The 17,534-nt window shown below is 64.0% G+C and carries 17 protein-coding genes; 12 read left to right on the top strand and 5 right to left on the bottom strand.

Annotated features, from left to right (window positions below; genetic code table 11):
* Positions 1 to 26 precede the first annotated feature (26 nt).
* A complete protein-coding gene (gene ligD, locus GGQ99_RS11080; RefSeq protein ID WP_183262578.1) occupies positions 27 to 2,480 on the bottom strand; it encodes a DNA ligase D in 2,454 nt (817 codons plus the stop codon).
* 4 nt (positions 2,481 to 2,484) lie between these two features.
* A complete protein-coding gene (locus GGQ99_RS11075; protein ID WP_183262577.1) occupies positions 2,485 to 2,727 on the bottom strand; it encodes a hypothetical protein in 243 nt (80 codons plus the stop codon).
* A 202-nt stretch (positions 2,728 to 2,929) separates the two neighbouring features.
* Between GGQ99_RS11075 and GGQ99_RS11070 the strand changes: the two genes are divergently transcribed.
* Positions 2,930 to 3,232 (top strand): hypothetical protein, encoded by a 303-nt coding sequence (locus tag GGQ99_RS11070; protein ID WP_108606657.1) that lies wholly within the window; start codon positions 2,930 to 2,932, stop codon positions 3,230 to 3,232.
* Between the two features lie 33 nt (positions 3,233 to 3,265).
* Here the strand turns inward: GGQ99_RS11070 and GGQ99_RS11065 are convergent, their stop codons facing one another.
* A complete protein-coding gene (locus GGQ99_RS11065) occupies positions 3,266 to 3,667 on the bottom strand; it encodes an iron chaperone (protein WP_183262576.1) in 402 nt (133 codons plus the stop codon).
* Between GGQ99_RS11065 and GGQ99_RS11060 the strand changes: the two genes are divergently transcribed.
* From GGQ99_RS11060 to GGQ99_RS26305, 3 genes are all read left to right on the top strand, one after another.
* Positions 3,660 to 4,529, top strand: coding sequence for an outer membrane protein (locus GGQ99_RS11060; protein ID WP_183262575.1), 870 nt, complete (start codon positions 3,660 to 3,662; stop codon positions 4,527 to 4,529). The genes GGQ99_RS11065 and GGQ99_RS11060 overlap by 8 nt on opposite strands.
* A 194-nt stretch (positions 4,530 to 4,723) precedes the next feature.
* Positions 4,724 to 5,074, top strand: a complete 351-nt coding sequence (locus GGQ99_RS11055) for a hypothetical protein (RefSeq protein ID WP_108606660.1) — start codon at positions 4,724 to 4,726, stop codon at positions 5,072 to 5,074.
* A 106-nt stretch (positions 5,075 to 5,180) separates the two neighbouring features.
* Positions 5,181 to 5,312 (top strand): hypothetical protein, encoded by a 132-nt coding sequence (locus tag GGQ99_RS26305; protein ID WP_256371664.1) that lies wholly within the window; start codon positions 5,181 to 5,183, stop codon positions 5,310 to 5,312.
* A 43-nt stretch (positions 5,313 to 5,355) separates the two neighbouring features.
* Here the strand turns inward: GGQ99_RS26305 and GGQ99_RS11050 are convergent, their stop codons facing one another.
* Together GGQ99_RS11050 and GGQ99_RS11045 are read right to left on the bottom strand one after the other, a co-directional pair.
* Positions 5,356 to 5,919, bottom strand: coding sequence for a hypothetical protein (locus tag GGQ99_RS11050; RefSeq protein WP_183262574.1), 564 nt, complete (start codon positions 5,917 to 5,919; stop codon positions 5,356 to 5,358).
* A 228-nt stretch (positions 5,920 to 6,147) separates the two neighbouring features.
* Positions 6,148 to 6,375: a hypothetical protein gene (locus GGQ99_RS11045; RefSeq protein WP_108606662.1), complete on the bottom strand. Its 228-nt coding sequence runs from the start codon at positions 6,373 to 6,375 to the stop codon at positions 6,148 to 6,150.
* A gap of 798 nt (positions 6,376 to 7,173) precedes the next feature.
* On the opposite strand from GGQ99_RS11045, the gene GGQ99_RS11040 reads away from it, so the two are divergent.
* The 8 genes from GGQ99_RS11040 (at position 7,174) to phoB (ending at position 17,310) form a co-directional block, all read left to right on the top strand.
* Positions 7,174 to 7,530 carry a putative quinol monooxygenase gene (locus GGQ99_RS11040; protein WP_108606663.1) on the top strand — a complete coding sequence of 119 codons (357 nt, stop codon included), beginning with the start codon at positions 7,174 to 7,176 and terminating at the stop codon, positions 7,528 to 7,530.
* A gap of 126 nt (positions 7,531 to 7,656) precedes the next feature.
* Positions 7,657 to 10,596, top strand: a complete 2,940-nt coding sequence (locus tag GGQ99_RS11035; protein ID WP_183262573.1) for a response regulator — start codon at positions 7,657 to 7,659, stop codon at positions 10,594 to 10,596.
* Between the two features lie 416 nt (positions 10,597 to 11,012).
* On the top strand, positions 11,013 to 12,050 hold the full coding sequence (locus tag GGQ99_RS11030; RefSeq protein WP_183262572.1) for a PstS family phosphate ABC transporter substrate-binding protein: 1,038 nt from the start codon (positions 11,013 to 11,015) through the stop codon (positions 12,048 to 12,050).
* Positions 12,051 to 12,152: 102 nt separating this feature from the next.
* A complete protein-coding gene (gene pstC / locus GGQ99_RS11025) occupies positions 12,153 to 13,619 on the top strand; it encodes a phosphate ABC transporter permease subunit PstC (protein ID WP_183262571.1) in 1,467 nt (488 codons plus the stop codon).
* Positions 13,616 to 14,932 carry a phosphate ABC transporter permease PstA gene (pstA, locus tag GGQ99_RS11020; protein ID WP_108606667.1) on the top strand — a complete coding sequence of 439 codons (1,317 nt, stop codon included), beginning with the start codon at positions 13,616 to 13,618 and terminating at the stop codon, positions 14,930 to 14,932. Before pstC ends, pstA begins: the two co-directional genes overlap by 4 nt.
* A 24-nt stretch (positions 14,933 to 14,956) precedes the next feature.
* Complete coding sequence (pstB, locus tag GGQ99_RS11015; protein ID WP_108609688.1) at positions 14,957 to 15,778, top strand: phosphate ABC transporter ATP-binding protein PstB; 822 nt, start codon at positions 14,957 to 14,959, stop codon at positions 15,776 to 15,778.
* Positions 15,779 to 15,818: 40 nt separating this feature from the next.
* Positions 15,819 to 16,523 (top strand): phosphate signaling complex protein PhoU, encoded by a 705-nt coding sequence (phoU, locus tag GGQ99_RS11010; RefSeq protein ID WP_108606668.1) that lies wholly within the window; start codon positions 15,819 to 15,821, stop codon positions 16,521 to 16,523.
* A gap of 97 nt (positions 16,524 to 16,620) precedes the next feature.
* On the top strand, positions 16,621 to 17,310 hold the full coding sequence (gene phoB / locus GGQ99_RS11005) for a phosphate regulon transcriptional regulator PhoB (RefSeq protein ID WP_108609689.1): 690 nt from the start codon (positions 16,621 to 16,623) through the stop codon (positions 17,308 to 17,310).
* The last annotated feature ends 224 nt before the right edge of the window (positions 17,311 to 17,534 follow it).

Below are 17,534 nucleotides of genomic sequence, written 5' to 3'. Positions count from 1 at the left end.
GTCTCCTACGCGAAACCATAAACAGACTAACGTTTGGCACTGATTGCAGTCGTCAGGTCGCGGGCGTGGTCGCCGATGTCCGCCCAGGGATCGCCTGACCTGGCCACGAGGCCGGGAAGCGAAGAATAGTTCAAATCTTCCGGAGCGTCGATGGACTCGAGATCGTTCCAGCCAAGAGGTGTCGAAGCAGGCATGCCGGTGCGAGCCCGAAGAGAATAGGGCGCGGCCGCCGTTGCACTGCGCGCATTACGGTGGAAGTCGATGAAAATGCGCTTCTTGCGGTTGTCCTTGCCCATGACGGTGGTGAAAGTCTCTGGAGCAGTGGCAGCAATCAGCGACGAGATTTCGCTGCTTGCCTGATGGAATGGCTTCCAGCCGAGTTTGCCGGTGGTCGGCACCACGACATGGATGCCGCGCCCGCCGGATGTCTTGACGAAAGGCACGAGGCCGAGCTTTTCCAGCTCGCCGCGCACGTGAACGGCGGCCTCCACGACCTCGCGCCAGCCGATGCCTTCGCCCGGGTCGAGGTCGAAGACGACACGGTCGGGCTTGTCGAGATGCTTGCGAAGGGCCCCCCAGGCGTGGAACTCGACGACGCCGAACTGCGCCAGCGCGAGATAGCCCTTGGCGTCCTCGACCGAAATGTAGCTCTTGGTCTCGCCCTCGGAATTCCTGGTGTCGAACGAAGCGATCGTCGGTGGCATGCCTGAAAAGGCGTGACGCTGGAAGAAGCAGTCCTGCGGCCGGCTGCTCGGACAGCGGAACAGCGATACCGGCCGCCCCATAATGTGGGGCAGCATGAAATCGCCGATGGCGGCGTAATAAACCGCGACGTCGAGCTTGGTCGGCCCGGCCTTGCCGAGCACCCGCCGCGTCGGATTGGTGATCGAAATGCCGGCGAGATCGGCATCCGAGATCAGCCGCTTGCGCGGCGCGGAGGCGCTCGCGGTCAGCTCCGCCTCGCGCAGGCCCTTGAACACGGCGTGCCGCAGCGCATTGTCGGTGGTGCGGTTGGCATAGTGGATATGGGCGTTCAGTACCGGACGCACTGGGATGACCTCCTTCGGCGCACCATCGAGCTTGTCCGCACCTTCCCGCAGGGCTTCCAGCCGGTGCAGCAATGACTGCAACGTCTCAGCGTCGAAGCCGGTTCCGACCTTGCCGCGATATTGCAACTCGCCGTCGACCCATTCGCCGAGCGCGAGGGCCGCAAGCCCTTCGGCTGCCTGCGATGTCGTGTAGCCGGCGATGACGAAGTCGCCCTTGTCCAGCGCCTTGGTCTTGGACCAGCTGTGCGAGCGTCCGGAGGTGTAATGTGCCGAGGCCCGCTTGGACACCACACCCTCGAGCCCCATTTCGGTCGCCTGGTCATACAGCGCCTGGCCGTCGCCCTCGACATGTCCGCTGAGCTGCAGCGCCGAGCGGCCGTCGACATGGCCGGCAAGCAGCGTCTCCAGCATGCCCTTGCGCTTGCTGAGTTCCGTGCCCGTCAGATTCCAGCCATTGAGATGGAGAAGGTCGAAGGCGTAGAAAACCAGGAGCTCGTCATGCCCGCTGGCCAGCGCGTCCTGCAAGGCCGCAAACCGGCTGATGCCCTTGTCGTCGAGCACGACGATCTCGCCATCGATGACGGCATCGCTGCATGGTAGCGGGGCAAAGGCCTTGGCGAGGCCGCCATAGCGCTTGGTCCAGTCGAGGCCGCTGCGGGTGATGAACTTGGCGGCGCCATCCGCCACATGGGCCATGGTGCGATAGCCGTCGAACTTGATCTCGTGAAGCCAACCCTCGCCCGACGGCGGCTTGGGCGCCGCTGTGGCCAGCTGCGGTTCGATCCGCGCCGGCATCGGTGCCCGCACCGCACCCGCAAGCTTACCGGGCTTGAGGTCGGCGGGCTTCGATGGCGGCTTTTTCGGCGGACCGGCCAGTTCCTCGATGAGCCGGCCGGTCTTCACGCTTTCGGGGCGTGCCTGGAGGATATCGAGTTTCTCGTCGGCGGCGGGGTCATGCTCCTTGAGCAGCAGCCAGTTGTGCTTGTTCTCGTCGGGCTTCGGCTTCAGCCGCGCCAGCATCCAGCCGCCCTTCAGCTTTTCGCCCGACAGGCGGAACTTGAAGGCGCCCTTGGCAAGCGCCTTTTCGGCATCCTCCATCGGCGCCCAGACGCCGGTGTCCCAGACGATCATCGGCCCGCCGCCATATTCCCCCTCGGGGATCAGGCCTTCGAAGTCGATATATTCGATGGGGTGGTCCTCGGTCTCGACGGCAAGCCGCTTGTCGGCGGGATTGAGCGAGGGGCCGCGCGGCACGGCCCAGCTTTTCAGCACACCGCCCAGTTCGAGGCGCAGGTCGTAGTGATCGGCCGTGGCATGGTGCTTGTGGACGACGAAGCGGTTGCCATCGTGGCCTGCCAACGCGCCAGGTGGTTCCCGCGTCCTGGAGAAATCGCGCTTCTGCCGGTAGGTGCGAAGCTTTTCTGCTGCCATGCGCCTATTGCAGGCCGGCCGCGTCGTCGGACGCGGGCTCCAGTTCGAGCTCGCCCGGCGTCGCGCCATGCCGCAGCATGTCAAGCAACTGGTCGCTGACATCGTAATAGCGGCCGGAAACGAGCACGCGGGAGATGGGTTGCCCGTCGCCGCGGAAACGCCTGGAACTGACGAAAACCTTCTGCCGGTTCAGCACATCGGCCACGGCCTTGCGCTTGCTGATCTGGTTGGCAACCGGTGTACGCATTGGCCTGAGGCTCCATGCAACGCTGGCGTGACTATCCTCCAAACCGCGGCGGCGATCAACGTCGCCGCGTTTTCTGCTGCCAAATGCGCTAAATCGGAGGTAGGCCGGCAACAACGACGCACCCCCTTTCGGTACCCGCCACCATTTGCCTAAATAGCTGGACGACAATGGATTTGCCGGATTTGACCAGGAGACGCAGCACATGATTACCGGACCGATCTGCAAGGCAGCGCGTGCGATCGTGGAGATCAGCCGATCGAGACTGGCGCAGGCATCGAAGGTGGACGAGCTGGTCATCGAGGCGTTCGAACGCAAGATCTCCACGCCTGCCGACGACACCGTGCTGGCGCTGCAGGCGGCGCTGGAGAGCCTCGGCGCGGCCTTCATTGCCGAAGAAGGCGCGAATGGCGCCGGTGTCCGGCTCAAGTTCAGCAAATCGGTGACGAAGCGGCTGTCGACGCTGGAAGGCGAGGGCGGCCCGGTGGCGAGCGACGACGTTCCCTGACCCGCCGGACCCGCGGTACGCTCCCGATGGCGATCAGCCGCGCCGCTTCGCCCTGGCCGCTGCTTTCGCCTTCATGGCGTCGGCCTCCTCCTCGGCGCGGAGCCTGGTGATCCGCTCGATCAGCTTCGCCGGTACCGGTTTAGCCAGCGAAAAGCGCAGCGTTCCCTTGCCGGCGACATAAGGCGCGACCTCGTCTCCGAGTGTTGCGACGAGGTTTTCGGTGACCGGATAGAGCGAAAAGTGCTCCTTCCAGCCGGAGAAGTAGATCACCCGGCCGCCGTGCAGCTTGTAGGCGGGAATCTGGTAGGAAATGACTTCTTCGGCGCCAGGCAAGGCATCGCGGATGATCTTGCGCACATGTTCGAGGGTAGGTCGGACGGTCTGCGGCTGCGCCGCGATGTATTCTTCCACGGACTTGAAATCGGTCTTGGCCATCGTTGCCTCCGGTCATCGTAGCGCGGACTTGCGAAGCGACAATCATGGCAAATACATCGCCGGAGTGACAGCTGCCACCGCCCAATTTAGTGCTTTGAGATGTGTGGCGGAAACGTCACGCGACACAAGGGATCATGCGCGCATAGCGAGTTTTCTATTTCAAATATACAACCTTAAGGATAGATGCGGATGCACTGATTTGGGCAATCCTGGGGTTATATCGATGATCAGAATTCTTCTCGCATCTACCTGCCTGTTGGCGGTTTGCGGCGGCGCGCTGGCAGCCGACGAGGTCGTCTACCAGCCGGGGGCGTCGACCTATAATTGGTCGGGCCTTTATGTCGGCGCAGCTGTAGGTCTCAACAAGTTGTCGGTTGAGGGCGGAGATGACGTTAGACGTTTCTCGGACGGCGGCGCATCCGGGGCGATATATGCCGGCTACAATCACCAGTTCGGCAACGTCGTGCTCGGCGTTGAGGCGGACCTGAAATTTTCCGGCGCGGAGGTCGAAGACTCCGCCATGTACATTCCTTACGAGGCTAGGCTCGCCGGATCCGCGCGTGTGCGCGCCGGTTACGCCCTGGGCACTTTGCTTCCCTACGTTACCGGCGGCGTGGCAATCGGCAGCTTCCGCGGCGACCATGGTGGGCAGGGCAATTCGGAAGATTTCGCGACCGAAACGCTGACCGGATATGCCGTTGGCGGCGGCGTGGAGTGGGCCGCGACCGAAAAGCTCATCGTGCGTGCGGAGTACATATATTCCGACTACGGAACGAATGACTTCGATTACTACAACGGCGATATCCATGACGCCGATATCCGCAGCCATGACTTCCGTCTGGGCGTCGCCTACAAATTCTGATCGCGACATCGCATCGATGACAAACCCCGGCCATCGTTCCGGGGTTTTTGCCCGTGAGGCGGCAAGATAGCGCTCAAAGGTTGAACCGGACGGCCTGAAATGCGAAAAGGGCGCGCCACGGGGCACACGCCATCCAAACGCCGTTCGACCATCGACACCCTTCGGAAACGCATCACGGGGAGACCTCCGTTCTGATGCGCCTGATGGTGCTCGTGCTGACATGGGCGCTGCTGCTGTTGCCCTCGAGCTTCGGCGCGTCGCCTGTTGCGACCGTCGATTGGTCGGGCAAGCAGGCCGTCATCCGTGACGGCAACGTGGTGCTGTCGCTGTCGAGCTACGACCGCGGCCAGAGCGCCCTGCGCAGTTCCGACCCAAAACAGTCGGGCAAGACCTCGGGCGGTGCCGGCAAGGCGCTGTTCGAGGCGAATACCTGGCTTCGGGAACCGGAACACCAGCGGCTGGTTTCGGCGTGGCACCACGACGCCGCCGGGCCGGCAGAGAAGTTTGCAGCGTTTTCGGCCCGGGCGCCGCCGCCCGGCGCCTGACGACCTTAGCCAATTCTTCGCAGTGACTTGCAGACGCTCCCGGTCAGTCGACCGGCCCGGTGTCCGCGTCGCTGCATGCAAACTTCACCCGAAGAGGGAAATTCCAATGAACGAGAACAAGACACCGTCCGCCAACGCCACTGACGCCGCCGGAAGCAAGGAAGCCCTGCGCGGCTGGATCGTGCTGGGCCTGCTTGTCGCCGTCGTGCTGGTGGGGGGCTATTTCTACACGCACTGAAACTGACTGCCGGACCTGCCGCCCCGGCGGCAGGTCCGATCCGCTAGGGGCTCTCCTCTCCCGGGGGACTGCCCTGTGCCGGCGGACCGTCCGGTGCCGGCAGGAGGCGGGAAAACTCGACGCCGTCGATGACGAGCAGGCGAGGCTCGGGCGCCTCGGCGACGCGCTCGACACCATCGCTGCAGGAATAGACCGGCCAGCCGGCATCCGTGCAGAGGATCTCGACAAACCAGTTGCCGAGCCGGTCGGTGAGGCTGATGCGCAATGCACCGTCACGCAGGCGGCGGGCATGCGAGCCGTTCGGGGCGGTCCATGTCCATGGCCCGCCAAGCGGTGGGCGTGTGAACAGGACGAAGGGATAGACGCTGGGGGGCAAGTCCTCGTGGGCGGCCGCACCGCGGTAACGCATCATCGCGGTGGCGTAGTCGGCGGCAATCCCAGGCCATCTTGCGTAAAGCGCGGCCAGGCCGTGCTGATGCGGATCGCCGAGCAGGCTTCGGCCACGCATGGCCTCTGCCCGAGCCGCCGGCGATGCGGCGAGGGCGACGACGAGCGTGGCGACGAGCGTGGCGAGACGTTGCGTCATGCGTCCTGGCTTCATGGACATGCCGAGTCGCATTGTCTGCGCGGAACCGCGCAGGATCAATGGGCCGATCGACGCCGTGCCCGATCACAAAATGCGTCGGGAAGAACGCGCCTGTTGGAACGCTCCGGATGCCGAAACGCCGGATCGCAGGACGGATGATGTCGGAGAGCCGTGCCGGGATGACACCCACCTTTCCCGAAAGCGGTGGCCGCTTTCGGGACTAGATGCCCAGCGTTGACGCGCCTGGGGTCAGGCGGCGTTTCTTGTCCTAAACCGCGGTATGCTCGCCAGCAGCAGATCCTCGTCGCGCACGCCGCTTTTATAAAGCTTGAGAAGTGTCCTCGCTATTTCGCTTGCCCAGATGGAGCTCGGGTCCTCGCCGCGCTCGACGCAAATCTGGTCGAACACCTGCTGAAGAAGTGCGAGATCCTTGGGATAAATGGGGGAGTTAGGCTGGGTGAAAAGTACGTGCTCCATAGTCTTCTCCCATATGGCGCTTGTTCTTTTGACTTATGCTTGCTGCTGGTTTGTTGCCTGCTTCCTGTCGCGGTCAGTCAAGCCGAACGCGGACAATGCACCCAGTCGCGCGATCTATCTCCGACGCCCACGTATATCGTGCGGGGGCCGTGACCGGCTTCGGTGCGCATTGTGGAGGTGTCTGCCGCAGGCGAGTGCATCGATATGCCTCCTTGAGGCAAGGTTGCATGCTACCGCATTTCCATTCAGGGGCAGGAACTCTGCGCCACAACCTGCATCCTGTCGAGTCACCCTGGGTTGCACCGAAATTGCAGGCCCAAGGCAGTTTTCGACACGAAAGGAGCCCGCCGCAGAGGGAGCGACGGGCCCTTTCGGAGCGTGGTTGAAAGGAAAAGACCACACTCGGTGTGCCTGACCTGAACTCTGACGCGCGGGAATGGTTCCGCGCGGGACCGGTTTCGTTACAGTCTGTCATCGTCGTTGAACGGCGGCATTCACAAATCGTTCACCATCGCGCCCGCACTTTCCTCGTGCGCAGTGTATCGAGTGCGCGTCTTCGGCAACGCCCGGCGGGCTGCACAACCCTTCTGCCCGCCGGTGCGTCGAAAGCCCTGAAACTCCCCGTTTTTCCGGCATGACCCGTACTCGATGCGTCATCGCGAGTCGGCGGGGTCTTTGCGGCACGGCATGCTGGTCGCCGAAATCGATTCCGCTTTGCGGGCCGATGCGTTAGCCTGATGGCACCGTTCCGGCGGCAGAAGTTGAGCATCGAGAAGAAGGCATGAACCCTTGGCAGAAATGACCATCATCGTCGAGTTCGAGACCATGGACGGCGCCGAGGAACAGTTCCTCGACCTGATTTCCGAACACGCGCGCGCCACATTGCAGGAAGAGCCGGGATGCCTGCGCTTCGAGGTGATCAAGCCGGTCGAGCGCGACGGCACGCCGATCCCCAACATGGTGATGGTCAACGAGCTCTATGCCGACGAATCGGCGGTCGCGACGCACGAGCGCAACCCGCGCATGTCCGACGTGCAGGCGGCACTGTCGCCCCTGCTCAAGTCGCGCCGGCTGATCCTTGCCGCATCGCTCGGGCTGACCGATCCCAATGGCGGCATGCGGCCGGAAGAACTCAACGCTGCCAATGACGACTAGGCCCGGCCCGCGATACGCGCCGGATAGTGAGCATTAAGGTTAGTCAGTCGTTAATGCTTCTGCTGCAAGGTTAATTGCGGCGAGCTGCGGGGGAGCAGCATCGCCCTTGCATGCAGGACTGACGGGATGCGGAAAAATCTTGGGTCGGACGCCAGCGATCCGGCCAGCGAGCCGGTCAATGGCACGGCGCGGGCGATAGAAATCGGCAATGTGCGGCCGGTCGAGGACCTGCCTTATGCGGATCTCGAGCGCACCATCGATTCGATGAACATGGGCGTGGTGCTGGTCGACGCCGCGCTCGGCGTGCTGTTTATCAACAAGGCATTCTACGACATCTGGAACGTTACCGCCGAACAGGTGGCGGCCGGCTGCCGGTTCCGGGCGCTGATGGACGTCAACCGCCACAACGGCGTCTACGCCATCGCCGACGACAAGTGGGAAGGCTATGTCGCTTCCCGCGGGGACGAGATCCTGGCCGGCGACGTCGCGCCACGTGAATTCCGCCGCGCCGACGGCCGCACCATCATCTATTCGGTGACGGCACTTTCGGGCGGCAAGCGGCTGGTCTCCTACTACGACGTCACCGAGATGAAACGGCGCGAGGTCGAGGCCGTTGAGGCACGCCACCGGCTTGCCGAGGTGCTGGAATCGCTGCCGGCGGGCGTCGTCATCTACGACCGCGACGACCGGTTCGTGCTCGCCAACCGCAAGCTCAAGAGCGCGTTGCCGGCAATTGGCGAAGCCATGGCCGAGGGCAGCACGCTACGCGACAGCCTAGTGCTGGCGCAGCGCGCCGGCTACTACCGCGATACCGGCGAGCCCGCGCTCGACGCCCTTTACGATGCCGATCCGGAAGCCTGGATCGAAGGCATGATCGGCCGCTACCACACCAGCCATGCCGAGCGCGAGCGGCGCAATCCCGACGGGCGCTGGTATCAGGTCTTCGACCAGCGCCTCGCCGACGGCACATTCATCGGCGTGCGCGTCGACATCACCGAGCTCAAGCAGCGCGAGCGGGCGCTGCAGGAAAGCATGCGCGAGAACGAGGTTTTCCGCAGCCTGATCGACAATGTGCCGGTGTCGATCTACGCCAAGCACGACGATCTCAGGCTGATGTATGTCAACCAGGGCTGGTGCGAGCTGACCGGCTTCTCGAAACAAGAGGCGATCGGCAAGACCGACGCCGAGATCTTCGGCCCCGAAGGCGAGCCTTTCATGGAGGCCGACCGCGAGGTGATGCGCAGCGGCGTAACGGTGGAGGTTGAGGAGACGGCGACGGAGGCCGATGGCTCGACGCGCCACCAGTTCGCCCGCAAGAGCGCGATGGTGGCGTCCGACGGCTCGCTCTATTTGATCGGCTCGACCACCAACATCACCGAACTCAAGCAGCGCGAAGCCGAACTCGAGGAAGCGCAGCGCCGGGCCGTGCTGGCCGACCGCGCCAAGTCGGAATTCCTCGCCAACATGAGCCACGAGATTCGCACGCCGATGAACGGCGTGCTCGGCATGGCGGAGCTTCTGGCTAAATCGGATCTCGATCCGAAGCAGAAGACGTTCACCGACATCATCGTCAAGTCGGGCAATGCGCTGCTGACGATCATCAATGACATCCTCGACTTCTCGAAGATCGACGCCGGGCAGCTGGTGCTCGATCCGATCCCGTTCAACCTGGCCGAGGCGATCGAGGACGTCGCGACCCTGATGTCGACACGGGCCAAGGAGAAGGACCTCGAACTGATCGTGCGGCTGCAGCCCGACCTGCGGCATCTCTATGTCGGCGATGTCGGGCGCATCAGGCAGATCATCACCAACCTGCTCGGCAACGCCGTCAAGTTCACCGATTCGGGCCATGTGCTGGTTGATGTCACCGGCCGCAGCGAGGGCGATGCGACGAAGCTGCATGTCGCGGTGACCGACACTGGCATCGGCATTCCCGAGGCCAAGCTCAAGCTGGTGTTCGAGAAGTTCAGCCAGGTCGATGCGTCCTCGACGCGCCGGCATGAAGGCACCGGCCTCGGCCTCGCCATCACCTCGCGGCTCGTCGACATGATGGGCGGCGAGATCGGCGTCGAAAGCGCCGAAGGTGCGGGCTCGACCTTCTGGTTCACGCTGACGCTGCCCAATGCCGGGCGGCTGGAAAGCCGACCGGCGGCGCTGATCGACGTGACCGGCGCGCGCGTGCTGATCGTCGACGACAATGCCGTCAACCGGACGATCCTGACCGAGCAGATGGTGTCGTGGGGCTTCGATTCCTGTGCTGCGCGCAGCGGTGACGAGGGCTTGCGCGTGCTGACCGCAGCGCAGGCGATGGGCGTCAAGGTCGACTGCATCGTGCTCGACTACCAGATGCCAGGCATGACCGGGGCGGAGATGGCGCGGATCGTGCGCCATATACCTGGCCTCAGCGACACGCCGATCGTCATGCTGACCTCGGTCGACCAGTCGCTGTCGGGCCCCGCCCACCGGGACCTCGCCATCGATGCCCAGCTGATCAAGCCGGCGCGATCGTCGGCGCTGCTCGAGGCACTGGTCGGCAGCATCCAGCGCCGCCGGGCGCCGAACCTCACGCCGGTGCAGGTGGCCGATGGGCAGATGCCGGCCAAGGACGCGGGCGGCCAGGCGGCCAGTGTGACGCGCCTGCGCGGCGGACAGCGGCCGGCTGGCGAGGGCGGCCTCGACATTCTCGTCGCCGAGGACAACGAAGTGAACCAGATGGTGTTCAGCCAGATCCTGGCTGAAACCGAGCTGTCGTTCGAGATCGTCGGCAACGGCCGGCGCGCGGTGGCGGCGTTCGGCGAGCGACGTCCGCGGATGATCCTGATGGACGTGTCGATGCCCGAGATGAACGGGCTGGAGGCGACGGGCGAAATCCGCAAGCTCGAACGCGGCACGGGCACGCGCGTGCCGATCATCGGCGTGACCGCGCATGCGCTGAAGGGCGACAAGGAACGCTGCCTGGAAGCCGGCATGGACGACTACCTGCCCAAGCCGATCAGCCCGCGTGCGCTGCTCGAAAAGATCGAACGCTGGTCGTGGCAGGACGATGAGCGCCGCGGCGCGATCTAAGGGCTGATTCAGGTGATGCCGGCCGCAGATATCTGATACCGCGCTTCCGGTACCCACGTACTTGAACGTCCGCTCCGTTCGTCGCCCAAGAGCGATCCCGGAACCCATCATTTTCGGCCCGGCCTGACGTTAATCTTCCGCGCGCACCGGGTCAGAGCGCCGAAGACTGTGGAAATGTGACAGCCCGCAACCGTAAAGCCCGGCCTGCCGTTGGGTAGACGGCTTGCTTTCGGCTCCGGTCTGTTGTTTGCCTCGCGCCGGCAAAGGACCGAGGAAACGACCCCTTCACCGCCAAGCACTGCAACCGTTACAGGGGTGACACGAAACTGTCATGCAACTGTAATAGAGGGGGGCTATTGGCTCACCGGGCGCCGAAGAAAGGCGTCATACGAGATACTCCACAGGAGCAGGCCCCAATGAAAAAAGCTCTTCTCACTGCGTCGGCGGCTGCCTTCGCGATTGTCGCCTCGGCAGGCTACGCCTCGGCCCGCGACCAGGTTCAGGTTGCCGGTTCCTCGACCGTTCTGCCCTATGCCAAGATCGTTGCCGAACAGTTCGGCGAAACCTTCTCGAACTTCAAGACCCCGGTGGTCGAGTCCGGCGGTTCGGGCGCCGGCATCAAGGAATTCTGCAAGGGCGTCGGCGAGAACACCATCGACATCGCCAACTCGTCGCGCGCGATCAAGAAGGACGAAGTCCAGTCCTGCATCGACGCCGGCGTCAAGGACATCCAGGAAGTCAAGATCGGCTATGACGGCATCGTCTTTGCGACGGACGTCAACGGCCCGGACTGGGCTCTGACCTCGGAAGACATCTACAAGGCGCTGGCCGCCAAGATCGTCGTCGACGGCAAGCTGGTCGAAAACCCCAACACCAAGTGGAACCAGGTCAACCCGAACCTGCCCGACTGGGACATTGCCGCCTACATTCCTGGCGAAAAGCACGGCACCCGCGAAGTCTTCGAAGAGAAGCTGCTGATCGCCGGCTGCAAGGCACTCGGCGGCGTCGAAGCTGCCAAGGCGGCCGGCCTAGACGACAAGGCCGCTGACGCTTCGTGCAAGGCAGTCCGCAAGGACGGCAAGGCTGTCGACATCGACGGCGACTACTCCGAGACGCTGGCTCGCATCGACTCGAACAAGACCGGCGTCGGCGTGTTCGGCCTGGCCTTCTACGAAAACAACGCCGACAAGCTGAAGGTCGCCACCGTCGGCGGCATCACGCCTTCGGTCGAAACCATCGCCGCAGGCGAGTATCCGGTTTCGCGTCCGCTGTTCTTCTACGTCAAGAAGGCGCATCTCGGCGTCATTCCGGGCCTGAAGGAATATGTCGAGTTCTTCCTCGACGACCAGATGGTCGGCCCGGAAAGCCCGCTCGCCGACTACGGCCTGGTTGCCGCTCCGGACGCGGAACGCGCTGCCCAGCGCGAGGCGTTCACCGCCGGCAAGACTATGTAATCTTCGAACTGCCACGGGGCGGCGGAAAGATCCGTCGCCCCGTGGAATATTTCGCCGACTGTCCCGTTCGGCACAAAGAACCGAATTCACCGAGGCCGGCCCATGTCTTTCCTGCTCGTCTTCGCCATCGTACTCGCAATCGGGCTGATCGCATTCGTGATCGGCCGGCAAAGGGCGCGCGCGCAGGACGACGGAACGGTCAAGCCGCACTCGCGGGCGCATTATCATGGCTGGTGGGCGTTCCTCACGGGCGTCATTCCGGCCGTTCTGTTTCTCGCGGCCTGGGATATCGGCGCGAGCGCCTATCTGAACAGCCATATCCATGCGGCCCTGCCTGCCGATATCGCCGACGGCACGGTGGCGCATGAAGATCTCGCGGCGGGTCTGGTCAAGAGCCTTGCCAGCGGCATGCGCCGGCTCGACAGCCAGACGCTTGCCGCATTGCCCCAGACTTTTGCCGAACTGCGGCCGATGCTCGCCGCAAAGGGCGTGGCGCTGGCGCCCGATACCCAGGACTACATGATCCCGATTGCCGCAGACGCCAACCGCGTCTCCGATCGTCTCGACATGATCGTCGCGGTCGTTTCGATCGGGCTTGCCCTGCTCGGATCGGTCTACGGCCTCAGCCGCATCACCCCGCGCGGCAGGGCACGCAACCATGTCGAGAAGGTGATGCTGTGGAGCCTGCTCGGCGCCTCGACGCTGGCCATCCTGACGACCATCGGCATCGTGCTGTCGATGCTGTTCCAGACGATCGCGTTCTTCGAAAAGATCCCGCTGACCAACTTCTTCTTCGGCACGGTGTGGGACCCGCGTTTCGCGGCCGCCGGCTCCGGTGGCGCGGAAGGCCAGTTCGGCCTGATCCCGCTGCTGGCCGGCACGCTCTATATCGCCTTCGTGGCGCTGTTGGTCGCGGTGCCGATCGGCCTGATGTCGGCGGTCTACATGTCGGAATATGCGGCGCCCAAGGTGCGCGCGGTGGTCAAGCCGGCGCTCGAACTGCTCGCCGGCATTCCGACCATCGTCTACGGTATCTTCGCGCTCGTCACGCTCGGACCCTTCCTGCGCGACATCAGCGCGGCACTTGCCGGCGGCACACCGTTCATCCAGGCGCAGTCGATCCTGACCGCCGGCCTGGTGATGGGCGTGATGCTGATCCCGGTCGTCTCCTCGCTCTCCGACGACATCATCACCGCCGTGCCGCGCGCCATGCGCGACGGCTCGCTCGGACTCGGCGCCACGCGCTCGGAAACGATCAAGCGCGTCATCCTCCCAGCCGCGCTGCCGGGCATCGTCGGTGCCATCCTGCTGACCGCTTCGCGCGCCATCGGCGAAACGATGATCGTGGTGCTGGCGGCCGGCGTTGCCGCCAACCTGACGCTCAACCCGTTCGAGGCGATGACCACCATCACCGTCAAGATCGTCAACCAGCTGACCGGCGACCTCGAGTTCAACACGCCGCAGACGCTGGTCGCTTTCGCGCTCGGCATCACGCTTTTCGCGCTGACGCTGGTGATGAACATCGTCGCGCTTTACATCGTCCGGAAGTACCGGGAGCAGTACGAATGACCGATATTTCGCTCGACACGCTTGCCTCGTCCGCGGCTCGTCCGCGCCGCGACATCGGCATCAAGAAACGCTACGCCGCCGAACGCCGCTTCCGCCTCTATGGCGTGCTGGCGATTGCGGTCGGCCTGGCGTTCCTTGGGGTCATGCTGACCTCGATCGTCTCCAAGGGCTACACCGCCTTCTGGCAGACGACGGTGACGCTGCCGATCCATTTCGACGAAAAGATCATCGACCCGTCCAACAAGCGGGCGACCGATCCGAACGTGCTGGTCACGGCGAACTATCCCAAGCTCGCCGAGGCCGCGCTGATCGAAAAACTCGGCATCGATCCGAGCGACCGCGCCACCGTGCGCAAGCTCAAGGGCTTCCTGTCGGACGGTTCGCGCGTCCAGCTCAGGGCCATCGTTGCGGCCGATCCGTCGGTCATCGGCACGACGCGGGACGTGGACATCCTTGCGGCCGCCAATCTCGACTCGGCCTACAAGGGCCAGATCGACCTCAACGTGCCGGAAAGCCGCCGCAAGGTGTCTGACCAGCAGGTCGAGTGGATGAACAAGCTCAAGGCCGAAGGCGTGATGGCCGAGCACTTCAACACCGGCCTGTTCAGCTATGGTGCGTCGAGCCGGCCCGAGACCTCGGGCGTCGGCGTCGCCCTGATCGGCTCGATCTACATGATGGTGATCGTGCTTTTGCTGGCATTGCCGATCGGTGTCGCCGCCTCGATCTATCTCGAGGAATTCGCCAAGAAGAGCCGCTTCACCGACCTGATCGAGGTCAACATCAACAACCTCGCCGCCGTGCCGTCGATCGTCTTTGGCCTGCTCGGCCTGGCGGTGTTCATCAATTTCCTCGGCCTGCCGCGCTCGGCCTCGTTCGTCGGCGGACTCGTGCTGACGCTGATGACGCTGCCGACCATCATCATCGCAACGCGTGCCGCGCTCGCCGCGGTGCCGCCGTCGATCCGCTCGGCAGCGCTTGGTCTCGGCGCGTCGAAAATGCAGATGGTGTTCCAGCACATCCTGCCGCTGGCCGCTCCCGGCATCCTGACCGGCACGATCATTGGCCTGGCGCGTGCGCTCGGCGAGACGGCGCCGCTGCTTCTGATCGGCATGGTCGCGTTCGTCGCCGATTATCCCAAGACGCCTTTCGACCCGGCGACGGCCTTGCCGGTGCAGATCTACATGTGGGCGAACGAGGCCGAGCGCGCCTTCGTCGAGCGCATGTCGGGCGCCATCATCATCCTTCTGATCTTCCTCATGGCCATGAACATCGTCGCCATCGTCCTGCGCCGCCGCTTCGAGCGCCGCTGGTAGGGCATGGACAAGGAGCATCCTGCTATGAACATCATGACCGAGAAATCCCTCGAAGACGCGGTGAATGCCGAGATGAACAGACCCAATGAACCCATCAAGATGCGTGGCGACCAGGTCACCGTGCACTATGGCGACAAGCAGGCGCTGTTCGGGGTCAATCTCGATGTCCGCCAGAACCAGGTGACGGCGCTGATCGGCCCTTCGGGCTGCGGCAAGTCGACTTTTCTGCGCTGCCTCAACCGCATGAACGACACCATCGACAGCGCCCGTGTCGGCGGCAAGATCACGCTCGACAACGAAGACATCTACGATCCCAAGATCGACGTCGTCGAGTTGCGTGCCCGTGTCGGCATGGTGTTCCAGAAGCCGAACCCGTTCCCCAAGTCGATCTACGAGAACGTCGCCTACGGCCCGCGCATCCACGGCCTCGCCAAGAACAAGGCCGAGCTTGACGAGATCGTCGAGAAGAGCCTGCAGAAGGCAGCGCTGTGGAACGAAGCCAAGGACCGTCTCAACGAGCCTGGCACCGGCCTGTCGGGCGGCCAGCAGCAGCGCCTGTGCATCGCGCGCGCCATCGCGGTTGCGCCCGAGGTGATCCTGATGGACGAGCCGTGCTCGGCGCTCGACCCGATCGCCACCGCCAAGGTCGAAGAGTTGATCGACGAGCTGCGCGAGAACTACACCATCGTCATCGTGACGCACTCGATGCAGCAGGCGGCGCGCGTGTCGCAGCGCACGGCGATGTTCCATCTCGGCTATCTGGTCGAGGAAGGCCCGACCGACAAGATGTTCACCAACCCCGACGACAAGCGGACGCAGGACTACATCACCGGCCGTTTCGGCTGAGCGATATCGGCTCCGACCAGCATCAGACGAGGAACACACCATGGGCGAGCACACAGTCCGGTCCTTCGACGAAGAACTCAAACACGTCGACCAGGTTATCCGCGACATGGGCGACCTGGCCGGCGCGATGGTGGCAGGTGCGATCCGCGCACTGCTTTCGTCCGACCAGGCGCTGGCGCAGAACGTCGTCGCCGACGACACGATCATGGACGCCAAGCAGCGCGAGCTCGACAACAGCGCGATCACGCTGATCGCCAAGCGCCAGCCGATGGCGCAGGATTTGCGCGCCGTGGTCGGCGCCATCCGCATGGCCGGCGATCTCGAGCGCATCGGCGACCTGGCCAAGAACATCGCCAAGCGTGTCGGTGCCGTCGGCCAGTCGCCGACGCCGCGCAACCTTTCGCACTCCATCGACGCGATGGCGCAGCTGGTGCTCGGCCAGGTCCGCGGCGTGGTCGATCTCTATGTCGCGCGCCAGGCCGAAGGCCTGAAGGAACTGCGCAACGACGACCAGAAGATCGACATCCAGTACACGGCTGTGTTCCGCGAGCTCCTGACCTACATGATGGAAGATCCGCGCAACATCACCGCATGCACGCATCTGCTGTTCTGCGCCAAGAACCTCGAGCGCATCGGCGACCATGTCACCAACGTCGCCGAGAACGCCTATTTCGTGGTCACCGGCACGCAATTGCCGCTCAACCGCCCGAAGGTCGACGAGACCACGACGGCAGTGTCGGCCTGACCACTTCAGCGCCGCATGTGCGGGGCGCGGGGGCGCTGCGGCAAGTTAATCCGCGCATGATCCGATCGGGGTCATGCGCCAAGAAAAGGCACAGCCGATGATCGCTCCCAAGGTCATGGTCGTCGAGGACGAAGAGCCGCTGGGCGTGCTGCTTCGCTACAACCTCGAATCCGAAGGTTATCAGGTCGAAGTCGTCACGCGTGGCGACGAAGCCGAGATCAGGCTCCAGGAAAACGTGCCCGATCTGCTGGTACTCGACTGGATGGTGCCGGCACTTTCCGGCATCGAGCTGTGCCGCAGGCTGAGGATGCGGCCCGATACCGAACGGCTGCCGATCATCATGCTGACGGCGCGCGGCGAAGAGAGCGACCGGGTGCGCGGGCTGTCGACCGGTGCGGACGACTATCTGGTCAAGCCGTTCTCGACGCCCGAGTTCATGGCGCGGGTGAAGGCGCTGCTGCGCCGGGCCAAGCCCGAGGTGCTGTCGTCCATCCTCAAGGTAGGCGACATCATGCTCGACCGCGAGTCGCACCGGGTCTACCGCAAGAAGAGCGAGATCAAGCTCGGGCCGACCGAATTCCGCCTGCTCGAATTCATGATGCGGCATCCGGGCAGGGTGTTCTCGCGCAGCCAGCTGCTCGACAATGTCTGGGGCGAGACGATCTATATCGACGAGCGCACCGTCGACGTGCATGTCGGGCGCCTGCGCAAGGCGGTCAACAACGGCCGCATGCCCGACGTCATCCGCACCATCCGCGGTGCCGGCTACGCCATCCGCGAGGATTAGCGCTCGACGACCGTTGTTTCGTTCTGGCCGCAAGCGGGCCTAGGCAAGCTGCGGCCTGCAGCAGATCGGGTCGGTAGGCGCGTCGTCGATTTGTGCTCCGCCAGGGTGGCGGCGCGGCCGCGCGATTGGCACTCGATCATGACAGCTCGCCTGCGTCGCGATGCTTTGGTGTCGATGCAAGCAAACCTTCTGGCGGCGGGATGGTTTTTCTGCAGGAACAACTA

It is taken from the genome of Aminobacter niigataensis (assembly GCF_014200015.1).
Classification (GTDB): Bacteria; Pseudomonadota; Alphaproteobacteria; order Rhizobiales; family Rhizobiaceae; genus Aminobacter; species Aminobacter niigataensis.
This window is presented reverse-complemented; position numbering and strand designations above follow the sequence as displayed.

Bases quoted from the DNA above. Each gene is read 5' to 3' on its own strand.
- GGQ99_RS11045 (WP_108606662.1), bottom strand. From the start codon at position 6,375: ATGGAGCACGTACTTTTCACCCAGCCTAACTCCCCCATTTATCCCAAG.
- ligD (WP_183262578.1), bottom strand. From the start codon at position 2,480: ATGGCAGCAGAAAAGCTTCGCACCTACCGGCAGAAGCGCGATTTCTCC.
- phoU (WP_108606668.1), top strand. From the start codon at position 15,819: ATGGGCGAGCACACAGTCCGGTCCTTCGACGAAGAACTCAAACACGTC.
- pstA (WP_108606667.1), top strand. From the start codon at position 13,616: ATGACCGATATTTCGCTCGACACGCTTGCCTCGTCCGCGGCTCGTCCG.
- GGQ99_RS11055 (WP_108606660.1), top strand. From the start codon at position 4,724: ATGCGCCTGATGGTGCTCGTGCTGACATGGGCGCTGCTGCTGTTGCCC.
- phoB (WP_108609689.1), top strand. From the start codon at position 16,621: ATGATCGCTCCCAAGGTCATGGTCGTCGAGGACGAAGAGCCGCTGGGC.
- GGQ99_RS11075 (WP_183262577.1), bottom strand. From the start codon at position 2,727: ATGCGTACACCGGTTGCCAACCAGATCAGCAAGCGCAAGGCCGTGGCC.
- GGQ99_RS11050 (WP_183262574.1), bottom strand. From the start codon at position 5,919: ATGTCCATGAAGCCAGGACGCATGACGCAACGTCTCGCCACGCTCGTC.
- GGQ99_RS11040 (WP_108606663.1), top strand. From the start codon at position 7,174: ATGACCATCATCGTCGAGTTCGAGACCATGGACGGCGCCGAGGAACAG.
- pstB (WP_108609688.1), top strand. From the start codon at position 14,957: ATGAACATCATGACCGAGAAATCCCTCGAAGACGCGGTGAATGCCGAG.
- GGQ99_RS11030 (WP_183262572.1), top strand. From the start codon at position 11,013: ATGAAAAAAGCTCTTCTCACTGCGTCGGCGGCTGCCTTCGCGATTGTC.
- pstC (WP_183262571.1), top strand. From the start codon at position 12,153: ATGTCTTTCCTGCTCGTCTTCGCCATCGTACTCGCAATCGGGCTGATC.
- GGQ99_RS11065 (WP_183262576.1), bottom strand. From the start codon at position 3,667: ATGGCCAAGACCGATTTCAAGTCCGTGGAAGAATACATCGCGGCGCAG.
- GGQ99_RS26305 (WP_256371664.1), top strand. From the start codon at position 5,181: ATGAACGAGAACAAGACACCGTCCGCCAACGCCACTGACGCCGCCGGA.
- GGQ99_RS11070 (WP_108606657.1), top strand. From the start codon at position 2,930: ATGATTACCGGACCGATCTGCAAGGCAGCGCGTGCGATCGTGGAGATC.
- GGQ99_RS11035 (WP_183262573.1), top strand. From the start codon at position 7,657: ATGCGGAAAAATCTTGGGTCGGACGCCAGCGATCCGGCCAGCGAGCCG.